This is a genomic window from Streptomyces sp. NPDC057623 (genome assembly GCF_042800355.1).
GTDB lineage: Bacteria > Actinomycetota > Actinomycetes > Streptomycetales > Streptomycetaceae > Streptomyces.
On record NZ_JBHVGZ010000138.1, the window covers coordinates 1 to 10,969 of the forward strand.

Sequence of the window (10,969 nt, forward strand, 5' to 3'; positions counted from 1 at the left end):
AGTTGGTCGCCGACGGCGTCACCGTCTTCCTCACCACCCAGTACCTGGAGGAGGCCGACCAGCTCGCCGACCGTATCGCCGTCCTCAACGGCGGCGGGCTCGTCGCCCAGGGCACCGCCGAGGAGCTGAAGCGACTCGTCCCCGGCGGCCACGTACGACTGCGCTTCGCCGACCCGGTGGCGTACGAACGGGCGGCCACCGCACTGCGCGAGACGACCCGCGACGACGAAGCCCTCACCCTCCAGATCCCCAGCGGCGGCAGCCAGCGCGAGCTGCGCGCCATCCTCGACTGGCTCGACGCGGCCGGAGTCGAGGCCGACGACCTGTCCGTGCACACCCCCGACCTGGACGACGTGTTCTTCGCCCTGACCGCGAGCGTCGCCCCCGCCCCGTCCAGCGCCAAGGAGACCGTCCGATGAGCACCGCCGGCCACCCGTTCCGCGACAACGTCACCATGCTGCGGCGCAACCTCCTGCACGCGCGCCGCTACCCCTCCCTGACCCTGAACCTCCTGCTCACCCCGGTCATCCTGCTGCTGCTCTTCGTCTACATCTTCGGCGACACCATGAGCGCGGGCATCACCGGCGGCCCCGCGGACCGTGGCGACTACATCGCCTACATCGTCCCCGGCATCCTGCTCATGACCATCGGCGGGACCGCGATCGGCACGGCGGTGTCCGTGGCCTCCGACATGACCGAGGGCATCATGGCCCGCTTCCGCACCATGGCGATCTCCCGCGCCTCCGTGCTGATCGGCCATGTCGTCGGCAGTGTGATCCAGACGCTGATGGCGCTCGCGGTGGTGCTGGGCGTCGGGCTGGCCATCGGCTTCCGCCCCGACGCCACGCCGGTGGAGTGGCTGGCGGCGGTCGGGCTGCTGACATCGGTCAGCGTCGCGCTGATCTGGATCGCCGTCGGCATGGGACTGGTGAGCCCCAACGCCGAAGGGGCCAGCAACCTCGCGCTGCCGCTGATGGTGCTGCCGCTCCTGTCCAGCGCGTTCGTGCCGGTGGCCGCCATGCCGGGCTGGTTCCGGCCGATCGCCGAGTACCAGCCCTTCTCGCCCGCCATCGAGACCCTGCGCGGCCTGCTGCTGGGCAGCGAGATCGGCACGAAGAACGCGGTGCTCACCGTCGGCTGGTGCCTGGGCCTGACCGTGCTGGGCTACGTCTGGTCCAAGGCGCGGTTCAACCGCGAGCCGGGCAGTTGAGCTCACCCGGCGTCACCGCCCGCAACTCCTCCCGCCCCAGGGCGGCGTACGCCCGATGAGCCTCGGCGTACGCCGCCTTGCCGGCGTCCTCGGCCGCCTGCCGGACCGGGCCGGCCCCCCACCAGCCGACGCGTGCTGCACCCGGTGCGCGGTGATCTCCCGCCCACGGCCCCGCTGGAAGGCCGTCTTGCGCGGTCGCCGGGGACCGGGATGATGAATGAGCCGGCCGCACCGATCTCCGAGGAGAGTGACAGCCGATGAGAGCGTGTGTGGTCGGGGCCGGCCCCGGGGGAATCGTCAGCGCCAAGGTGCTGCTGGAGAACGGCTTCGACGTCACCGTCCTCGACAAGTTCCAGCAGGTCGGCGGGACCTGGTCGGCAGGGGGCTGCTACGACGGGCTGGCCAACCAGGCCAGTCGACGCCTCTTCGAGTTCGCGGACCTGCCCAACCGACTGCACTTCGCCCGCGCGGTGGACGTGCAACGCTACCTGGAGTACTACGCCGAGACCTTCGGTGTGCTGGACCGCGTCCGACCCGGCACCGAAGTGGTCTCCGTCCGGCCGGTGGAGGGGCCGGGGCGGCTGGGCGCCCGCGGCTGGTGGATCGACTCCCGGCCCACCGGGGAGGGAGCAGCGGAAGTTCAGAGCGAACGATTCCACTACGTCGTCGTCGCCAGCGGGGCTCATCACCACACCCGGTTGCCCGAGTTACCCGGGCGCGAGTCGTTCCACGGGACCGTGCTGCACTCCAACGAGGTGCGGGCCGGCGCCTTCACGGACCGGCGCGTGGTCGTCGTAGGGGGCGGCAAGTCCGCCCTGGACCTGATCACCCGCGCCGCAGGCGAGGCGGCCTCGGCCACCCTCGTGCAGCGCAAGGTGAACTGGATGATCCCCGAGCGGCTCCTGCTCGGTCTGGTCGGCTACAAGTGGATCCTGTTCACCCGGTTCGGCGAGGCACTCCTGCCCCGCTACCACGATCCGGCCTGCGTCCGGCCGGTCGACCGCATCGACGACCGGGTCAAACGGGCTCTGTGGTGGGTCATCACCCGCGACATGCTGGTCTCCACCGGCCTCTACCGGTTGCCGAGGCAACTGCGGCCCGACCGGGCACTTCCCTTCCACCTGGCCCACGCGGGAGTGATACCCCGCGGCTACGTCCGGGCCGTCCGCCGCGGCCTGATCGACCCCAAGATCAGTGCTGTGGCGGCGTACACCGACAAGGGACTGCGGCTGGAGACCGGCGAGGAAGTGGCCGCGGACGTCATCGTGTTCGCCACGGGGCACCACAAGGTCTTCCCGTTCCTGGACCCGCGCGTGCCGGTGCACGACTCCGCCGGGCGGCTGCGCCTGCACCGGGGCATCGTGCCGCCCGGCGCCGACCGGCTGGGATTCGTCGGTTTCCGACAGGTCTTCAACAACATCATGGGCGTGGAACTCTCCGCCCACTGGCTGACCGGCCGTTTCCGGGGGACGCTGCGCACCGCCCCGAGCGAGCAGGAGATGGAGGAAGCCATCGACGCCCGCCTGGCCTGGCAGGAACGAGTCCTGCCAGACTCCGGCGGCTACGACTTCGGCCCCTACGACATCCATTGCGCGGACGAACTCCTGCACGACATGGGGCTGCCGTCGCGCCGAGCCGGCAACCCACTGGCCGAATACCTGCTCCCCGGCGGGGTCGCCCACCGCTACGCGGGCCTGAACCGACCGGATTCGACGGCCCGGTAGGAACGTGCGGTGCCCTGGACGACCTGGCTGGTGTGCCAGGCGCGGTGGACGTCGTTCACGCCGACCAGGTCGTGGCGGGTTGCGGCTGTGGGGTGGTGAGCCGTCCGGTGCGTACGAGGGTGGCGAGGGCCGCCGCGCAGGCGAGCCCGGTGGCGGCGAGGGCACCCCACGCCGGCCAGAGCGCGTCGTGCCGTACGGAGAAGTCCCACAGGGCGCCCGTGGCCAGGTTGCCGACGGTGATGCCCAGACCGGAGACGGTGTTGTAGAGGCCGTAGTGCGTGGCGACCAGACGGCCCCCGGACAGGGTGACCACCGTGTCCATCTCGAAGGGGTAGACGATCGCACCGCCGACCGCGAGCAGGACGACTGCTGCCGCCAGGGCGATGACCGTGGGCGTGGCCTGCTGCGGGGTGAAGGCCGGCGGCACGAAGGCCAGCCCCATCACCGCGAGCCCGCGCACCAGCGCTTTGTGGGCGCTCCAGCGGCGTTTGGCCCAGCCGGTGAGCCGTAGCTGGCCCACGATGGTGACGGCGGCCGAGACGACGAACAGCCCGCTGGTGACCGCTGTGCCCTGCGCCCCCAGCGCGTCGGAAGCGGCCAGCGGAAGGGCCAGATAGACCTGGAACGTCAGCACGTACGAGCCGATCATCGCCAGGGAGAAGAGCAGGAAGGGCCGGTTGGTCACGACCGTGCGCCATTGCGACAGCACGGTGCCGCTGCCGGTGGCGCCGTCGCGTCGAGCGGGCAGGGCACGCCACTGCAACAGGGTCAGCACGGCGAAGACGGCGGCGGCGGCCGTACACACGAGGCGGAAGTCGGCGGCCAGCAGGGCGAGTCCGACGAGCGGGCCGAGCAGCATGCCGGCCTGGTAGTAGACGTTGAAGGTGGCGAACGCGTCCACACGGCGCTCGCCCGCCTCGGCGGCGAGGTAGGCTCGGACGGCCGGGTTGAACAGGGCCCCCGCGAAACCGGTCGCGGCGGAGGCGGCGACCAGGGCGGGCAGGTTGTCGACCCAGCCGAGCAGACCGAAGCCGACGGTGCGCAGCAGGCAGCCCGCCATGATCGGGCCCTTGTAGCCGTAGCGGTCGGCGAGGGTGCCGCCGATCAGGAACATGCCCTGCTGGGAGAAGTTGCGTACGCCCAGCACGAGCCCGACCGCCCAGGCGGCGAGGCCGAGTCCGCCGGACAGATGGGCGGCGAGGTAGGGCATGAGCATGTAGAAGGCGAGGTTGATGGCGAACTGGTTGGCCATCAGCAGCCGTACGGGGGGTGAGAAGGAGCGGGTCTGTCGCCACAGGTTTCTCATCGGGCCGCTCCCGCGAGTTCCCGCGCGTCGCCCTCGGCGAGCGGGTCCACGACCCGGGGGCAGCGCGTCCAGCGGGTGACGACTCGTTCGTGGGGGTGGCCGATCTCGTCCGGGCTCTGTGCGGGCAGGTGGCCCAGCAGGCCGTTCTCGTCGCAGTACGCGTCGTCGAAGACTGTGCCGACGTACCGCTGCGGGCCGTCGGGGAAGACGGCGACGACGCGGTCCTCGGCGGGCAGTGTGCGGGCCAGCCAGCGGGCGACGAGGGCCACCGCGCCGACGCTCCAGCCGCCGGTGGCGTAGTGGTGACGGGCCAGCGTGCGGGCGGCCCGGACGGCCTCGGGGGCGGACACCCAGTGGACCTCGTCGAAGAGTCCGTAGGCGACGTTGCGGGGGTGGATGCTGCTCCCCAGGCCGCGCATCAGTCGTGGCGCGGCGGGCTGGCCGAAGATCGTGGAGCCGGTGCTGTCCACGCCGACGACCCGCAGACGGGGGAAGTAGCCGCGCAGGACGGAGGCGATGCCGGCGGAGTGACCGCCGGTGCCGACGGAGACGACGAGCGTGTCGATACGGCCGAGCTGGGCGACGAGTTCGTGGGCGAGCGGGGTGTAGGCGGCCACGTTGTCGGGGTTGTGGTACTGGTCGGGGCACCAGGCGTCCGGGTGGAGCGCGAGGAGTTCCTCGACGCGGTGCAGGCGGGCCTGTTGCCAGCCGCCTTCCGGGTGCGCGGTGGTGACGACGTCGACCTCGGCGCCGTAGGCGGTGAGCAGGCCGGCGATCAGTGGCTCCATGCCGGGATCGGTCACCACGGTGACCGGATGGCCGTAGGTGGCGCCGGCCAGCGCCAGACCGAGCCCGAGGGTGCCGGAGGTCGACTCGACGACGCGTGCGCCGGGGAGCAACTGCCCCCGCTCGCGGGCGGCACGGACCATGTACAGGGCGGTTCGGTCCTTGATGCCGCCGGGGTTGTGGCCTTCGAGTTTCGTCCAGAAGCCGCGTCCGGCGGCGGTGAACGGCTCTCCGATCCAGAGGACGGGCGTGTCGCCGACGAGTCCGGCGGGCGTGAGCATCGGACGTTTGGCGTCGGCGAGCAGTCGGGCCGGGGAAGAGGGGACGGTGGTACGGGGCGGGTGGCTCATGGCGTGCTTCTCCCGCGGCCGACGCGCATGCGGGCGCTCGGCCGTCGTGGTCGATGAGACGGGGGCTGATCGGCTGCCGCGGCACAGGCGGGCGGGCGTTCAGGCGTCCGTCCTCCGCTCGTCGCTGCGGCTCAGTGGCCGATCACGTCCTCCACACGCCCAGGTGGGCTCTCGACCGGCCCGAGGTGTCCGACTCCCGGGCCGGATCCGGAGCGGGGCCGGGCTCCGCGGGGAGCACGCCGCTGTCCGCGGTGGACGGCGCCGCACGGTCCACGACGGGGACAGGCGACGCGATGCCCCGGGGCGGCTGCGCGGTCGCTTCGTCCTCGCCCCAGCACCCGGCGTCGCCGCCCCCCGAGGGGGCCGCCGGTGCCGTGTCCGAAGCGCCCGGCGGTGCGGGTGCCTGCCCGCTGGACGCCGTCGCGGCCAGGAGGGTGTCGGCCCGGGCCGCACCGTAGGACGCCGGCCCATGAGCGCAGCCGAGCAGGTGGACCAGCGCGGCGAGCAGCACCACGAGTGCCGCCCCGGCCCGTGGCACGGACCGGGGAACGCGGAGCACTGGACGAGCCGCCATGAACACAGAAGGTAATCGATCAGGTGCACAAAGTTCAGGCGGGTGGTGTCGTGGGAGCGTCGGCGGGACGACCGGCTGCGCTCCGGCGGCTGTGCTCGGGGGCGGCGGTCAGATCGAGACGTCGTCGGCCGGCGAAGACATGGCGTGCGGGCGCAGGACCATGAGCGAACCTTCCAGGGTCGCCACCATGGCAAAGGGAAACCGGTCGAGTTCGAGGCAGAGCGCGACGTCATCGGGATGGACTCCCTGACGCACGCCTTCCGCCAGTTCGGCGGCGGCACGCGAATCGGCGGCGCGGCGGAGGAACCCGGCGGCATCCGTCCCCGCGTCGACGGCCCTGCCCGCGATGTACTGAGCACACGCCAGGTCCTCATCGGCCTGGCCGTCTTCGCCGGTGACCACGAAGGTGACGCTGTCGCACCCGCGTGTCCGCAGAAGCCGAGCCGTCGCCTCCGCCACCACGAAGGAGGCGCACAGCACCAGCGACGCCTCCTTGACCGCGAGGGCCCCGACCGTCCCTGCCGTGGTCTTCTGCACGACGGTCCGTCCGCCAAGGTCGACGGACCGCAGCAGGCCCGGCGAGTTGACGGCGTCGAACCCGGGCGCGGGCGGACCGTCCTTGAGGGCCACCCAATCCGGATGGCGAGCCTTGAGGGCCAGAGCGTCGTCCAGCGACTCGGCCAGCACGATCTTTTCCGCCCCCTGGGCAAAGGCCCAGGCAGCCACGGTGAAAGCGCGCATCACGTCGACCACGACGGCCACGGACGGGGTTTCGACGAGCTCGGCGATGCCAGGGAATCGAGCTTCCATTCCGCTCATGATCGCGTACGCCCGACCCGAAGCACCCGGAGAGTGACGCGCATCACGTGGACGGTCCCGAAAACGCCGTGCCCCGGCTGCCGGTTGCCGGCAGCCCGCGTCGCTGATGCGGTGTTGACGCCTGCTCAGACCACCGCGTCGGCATGCCGGTGGGCCACTCTCCACTCACCCTCCTCGCGGCGGTACACCTGGGTGGCCCGCAAGGTGTAAGTGCGCGGCTTCCCATCGACGGAGGCGGAGGTGTGCTCGAGACCAGCCGTATAGGCCATGTCTCCCGACACGTCGTACGCCTGCAGCTCGAACACATACGACGTGCAGTCGGAGAAGGTCCCCTCAAGAGCGGTGAAGAGGCTGTCGAGCTCCTGTCGGCCGAAGGCGTTGCGCCACGCCCCCAGAACGCTCACCGGCTCGTTGCGCGACCAGAGCGCCCGGCGGCGAGCCGCGTCGCCGTTGTGCAGTGCGAGCTCCGCCTCGTAGAGGGCGCTCCTGACCCACGCCAGGAAGTCATCGCGATCGGTCATACCTTCATCATCCGCCTGACGATCGGGATCGCATTGCGCGGTCCGCCCGCTCGCCGCCCTGGCCGGTCGCCTACGGGTGCGTCCGTGTCCGTGGGGCGGCGCCCGCTGCCCGCCCTGTCTGTCAAGGCAGGTCGGAGACGTCGATGTCCGAGAGGAGCCGGAGCCCGGGAGGCAGTGCCTGTAGGCCGGATCGCGGTCTCCCATCGGGTGCGCGGGCGGCCGAACGGGTGCGGCAGCGCGATCGCTCCCTTCCACGACCCGGCGGCACACGTGAGGGCCGCGGCCGTCGGCGCCGAGGCCGCCACGCTGACCTTCATGGCCGGCGGGGGAGAGGGCGAGTTCGCCGAGGCGCGGCCGCTGCTGGAGGCCATGGGTAAAGACGGTGGCACACGGTCTCGAAGCCGACGCCGAAACGCATAGTTTTCGCGCCGGTGATGGCCCGTACCCGATGGGCCCGTCGCCGTATCTCGGCCACGAGCGCTGCCTGGCCGCGCCGAGGTCCAGGGGACGGGGCTGTGTCGTCCAGCTCGGCCGGGAGGCCGCCGCCGAGTGTCTCGGCAGGGCCGTCCAAGAACTCGGTCATGTCGAGGAGTCTGTCGCGCAGTGTGCGCGTTTTGGCGGTGGCTGCCGAGCTGTCTGCACATGGCGAGCAGCCTCTCGAAGTCGTTCGCGGATACGGCGACCATGGGCCGGGTGTCCACCACAACCTCTCGCGTCCTGTGCTTCACCGATGGAACCCCCTTGTGCTTGTGGCCGTGGCGATACTGCTCGTCAGGGCCGGGGCGCTTGTGGCGCCCCGGCCCCTCGGGAGGTGCGGGTCAGGCCCCGGACAGCTCGCCGCGAACGATACGGGCGGCGGCGACCAGGTTCTCCAGCGACGCCCGGGTCTCGGGCCAGGCGCGGGTCTTCAGGCCGCAGTCAGGGTTGACCCACAGCCGCTCCGCGGGGATGGCCTTGAGGCCGGTCCGCAGCAGTTCGGCCGCCTCTTCGGCGCTGGGGACGCGCGGGGAGTGGATGTCGTACACGCCGGGTCCGGCCTCGCGCGGGTAGCCGTGGGCGGCGAGTTCGCGGGCTACCTGCATGTGGGAGCGGGCGGCTTCCAGGCTGATGACGTCGGCGTCGAGGTCGTCGATGGCCTGGACGATGTCGCCGAACTCGGCGTAGCACATGTGGGTGTGGATCTGGGTGTCCGGCCGCACCCCGCTCGTGCTCACCCGGAACGCCTCCGTCGCCCAGGCCAGGTAGGCCGGGTGGTCGGCGGCGCGCAGCGGGAGCGTCTCGCGCAGGGCGGGCTCGTCGACCTGGATGACGGAAGTCCCGGCCGCCTCAAGGTCGTTGACTTCGTCGCGCAGGGCCAGGGCGACCTGGCGGGCCGTCTCGCGGAGGGGCTGGTCGTCGCGGACGAAGGACCAGGCGAGCATGGTGACCGGGCCGGTGAGCATGCCCTTGACCGGGCGGGAGGTGAGGGACTGGGCGTACGACGTCCAGGGCACGGTCATGGGCGTGGGGCGGGAGATGTCGCCGGCCAGGATCGGCGGGCGGACGTAGCGGGTGCCGTAGGACTGGACCCAGCCGTGCTGGGGGGCGAGGTAGCCGGTGAGCTGCTCGGCGAAGTACTGGACCATGTCGTTGCGTTCGGGCTCGCCGTGCACGAGGACGTCGATGCCGGTCTTCTCCTGGAAGGAGATGACCTCCTGGATCTCGGCCTTGATGCGTTCGTCGTAGCCCGCCGTGTCGATCCGGCCGGCGCGCAGGTCGGCGCGGGCGGTGCGCAGTTCGCCGGTCTGCGGGAAGGAGCCGATCGTGGTGGTCGGCAGCAGGGGCAGTCCGAGGTGGGCGCGTTGGGCGGCGGTTCGCTCGGCGTAGGGCTGGGAGCGGCGGGTGTCGGCCTCGGTGACCGCCGCGGCGCGGGACCTCACTGCCGGGTCACGGGTGATGGGGGAGCCCGCACGGGACGCCAGGTCGGCGCGGTTGGCGGCGAGTTCGGCGGAGACGGTGTCGGGGCCCTGGGCGAGGCCGCGCGCGAGGGTGACGATCTCGGTGGTCTTCTGCCGGGCGAAGGCCAGCCAACGCAGGATCTGCGGTTCGATGTCCCGCTCCAGGGCCGTGTCCAGGGGCACATGGAGCAGGGAGCAGGACGCGGCCACGTCGACCCGGTCGGCCAGCCCGAGCAGGGTGCCCAGCGTGGACAGGGACTTCTCCAGGTCGTTGACCCAGATGTTGCGGCCGTTGACCACACCCGCGACCAGTCGCTTGCCGGGCAGCCCGCCGACGGCGGCGAGCGCATCGAGGTTGGCGGCGGCGGACTCGGTGAAGTCGAGCGCGAGCCCGTCGACCGGCGCCTTGGCCAGCACGGGCAGGGCCTCGCCGAGCCGGTCGAAGTACGAGGCGACGAGCAGCTTCGGCCGGTCGGTGAGGGCGCCGAGGTCCCGGTAGGCGCGCTCGGCGGCGTTCAGCTCGGCCGGAGTGCGGTCCTGGACCAGGGCGGGCTCGTCCAGTTGGACCCACTCGGCGCCCGCCGCGCGCAGGTCGGCGAGGACCTCGGCGTACACCGGCAGCAGGCGGTCGAGCAGGGTGAGCGGCTCGAAGTCCGCGGGCACGCCCGGGGCGGGCTTGGCGAGCAGGAGGTAGGTGACCGGGCCGACCAGCACGGGCCGGGCGGTCAGGCTCAGCGCCAGGGCCTCCTTCAGCTCGGCGACCTGCTTGGTCGAGTCGGCGGTGAAGACGGTGTCCGGTCCCAACTCGGGCACGAGGTAGTGGTAGTTGGTGTCGAACCACTTGGTCATTTCCAGCGGCGCGACGTCCTGGGTGCCGCGCGCCATGGCGAAGTAACCGCCCAGGGCGTCGGCCTCGACGGCGGCACGGTGGCGGGCCGGGACGGCGCCGACCATGACGGTGGTGTCCAGGACGTGGTCGTAGTACGAGAAGTCACCGGTGGGCACCTCGTGGATGCCGGCCTCGGCGAGCTGCCGCCAGTTCGAGCTGCGCAGGTCGGCGGCGGTGGAGCGGAGGGCGTCGGCGGTGACGCGGCCCTTCCAGTAGCCCTCGATGGCCTTCTTCAGTTCCCGGTTCGGGCCCTGGCGGGGGTAGCCGTACACGGTGGCCCGTGCTGCCGCGGCTGCGGACTTGGTGGTCACGGAGATCTCCTTCGCGAGATGAATCCCTGAGATCCCGGAGACGGGACGAGAGCGCGAAGGGGTGACGAACCGGACGGACAGGAGCGTGCGCGGCAAGGCACGGTTCGTCCGCCTGGTATGTACGCCGACCCGCCCACGAGGTCACCGGGATGTCCACGCACGGGTTGTCCGCGCGCGGGCAGTTGGCAGGTCTTCGGACTCGCGGGCACGCCCTCCTGCTAGGAGGACACCTATTGGCCGTCGCTTCCCAGACCCTGTTCCTCGGGCCCAGTGCGTCTGACGGCGGTCGTTCCCGCTCACCGCTGCGGGGCAGTCCCGGATTCCCACCGGGTTCCCTCTTGCGACTCCCCGCCTGGCGGACGGGGCGAACCAGCTGCAGCGGCCAGCCTACGGGGCGCCGCGTCAGCGCGGAGGGCCATCATCCGAATGGTGAGGTGAGACACCCTGGGTTGCGTCCAGAGAAGTGGTGTACGGGTTCGACCTGATCCGGGGGTTTGCTCCGGCATCGGGATGGTGCCCGCATAGTTGAACGGCCACCGGCT

Annotated in this window: 9 protein-coding genes, 1 pseudogene and 1 riboswitch; of the genes and pseudogenes, 4 read left to right on the plus strand and 6 right to left on the minus strand. The window is 71.7% G+C overall.

Translation table 11 applies throughout. The features are described from left to right. The 3 genes and pseudogenes from ACFU95_RS50080 to ACFU95_RS50090 all read left to right on the plus strand — a co-directional run. Positions 1 to 419, plus strand: a pseudogene (locus ACFU95_RS50080) (ABC transporter); the annotation flags it as partial. Beyond that, positions 416 to 1,210 carry an ABC transporter permease gene (locus ACFU95_RS50085; RefSeq protein ID WP_383844340.1) on the plus strand — a complete coding sequence of 265 codons (795 nt, stop codon included), beginning with the start codon at positions 416 to 418 and terminating at the stop codon, positions 1,208 to 1,210. The pseudogene ACFU95_RS50080 and the gene ACFU95_RS50085, both read left to right, overlap by 4 nt. A 257-nt stretch (positions 1,211 to 1,467) precedes the next feature. After that, a complete protein-coding gene (locus ACFU95_RS50090) occupies positions 1,468 to 2,934 on the plus strand; it encodes a flavin-containing monooxygenase (protein ID WP_383844343.1) in 1,467 nt (488 codons plus the stop codon). Between the two features lie 55 nt (positions 2,935 to 2,989). Here ACFU95_RS50090 and ACFU95_RS50095 read toward each other — a convergent pair whose 3' ends face one another. From ACFU95_RS50095 to ACFU95_RS50115, 5 genes are all read right to left on the minus strand, one after another. Further along, positions 2,990 to 4,240, minus strand: coding sequence for an MFS transporter (locus ACFU95_RS50095; RefSeq protein ID WP_383844346.1), 1,251 nt, complete (start codon positions 4,238 to 4,240; stop codon positions 2,990 to 2,992). After that, positions 4,237 to 5,376: a PLP-dependent cysteine synthase family protein gene (locus ACFU95_RS50100; protein ID WP_383844349.1), complete on the minus strand. Its 1,140-nt coding sequence runs from the start codon at positions 5,374 to 5,376 to the stop codon at positions 4,237 to 4,239. Before ACFU95_RS50100 ends, ACFU95_RS50095 begins: the two co-directional genes overlap by 4 nt. Positions 5,377 to 5,518: 142 nt before the next feature. After that, positions 5,519 to 5,950, minus strand: a complete 432-nt coding sequence (locus ACFU95_RS50105) for a hypothetical protein (RefSeq protein ID WP_383844351.1) — start codon at positions 5,948 to 5,950, stop codon at positions 5,519 to 5,521. Between the two features lie 108 nt (positions 5,951 to 6,058). Next, positions 6,059 to 6,760 carry a 2-phosphosulfolactate phosphatase gene (locus tag ACFU95_RS50110; RefSeq protein WP_383844359.1) on the minus strand — a complete coding sequence of 234 codons (702 nt, stop codon included), beginning with the start codon at positions 6,758 to 6,760 and terminating at the stop codon, positions 6,059 to 6,061. Positions 6,761 to 6,894: 134 nt separating this feature from the next. Next, positions 6,895 to 7,290, minus strand: coding sequence for a YybH family protein (locus ACFU95_RS50115; protein WP_383844354.1), 396 nt, complete (start codon positions 7,288 to 7,290; stop codon positions 6,895 to 6,897). Between the two features lie 270 nt (positions 7,291 to 7,560). On the opposite strand from ACFU95_RS50115, the gene ACFU95_RS50120 reads away from it, so the two are divergent. Next, a complete protein-coding gene (locus ACFU95_RS50120) occupies positions 7,561 to 7,710 on the plus strand; it encodes an NAD(P)-binding domain-containing protein (protein ID WP_383844362.1) in 150 nt (49 codons plus the stop codon). A gap of 398 nt (positions 7,711 to 8,108) precedes the next feature. On the opposite strand, the gene metE is transcribed toward ACFU95_RS50120, so the two are convergent. Next, positions 8,109 to 10,427 (minus strand): 5-methyltetrahydropteroyltriglutamate--homocysteine S-methyltransferase, encoded by a 2,319-nt coding sequence (gene metE, locus ACFU95_RS50125; protein ID WP_383844357.1) that lies wholly within the window; start codon positions 10,425 to 10,427, stop codon positions 8,109 to 8,111. Between the two features lie 187 nt (positions 10,428 to 10,614). Then, positions 10,615 to 10,767: riboswitch (cobalamin riboswitch) on the minus strand. Positions 10,768 to 10,969: the final 202 nt, after the last annotated feature.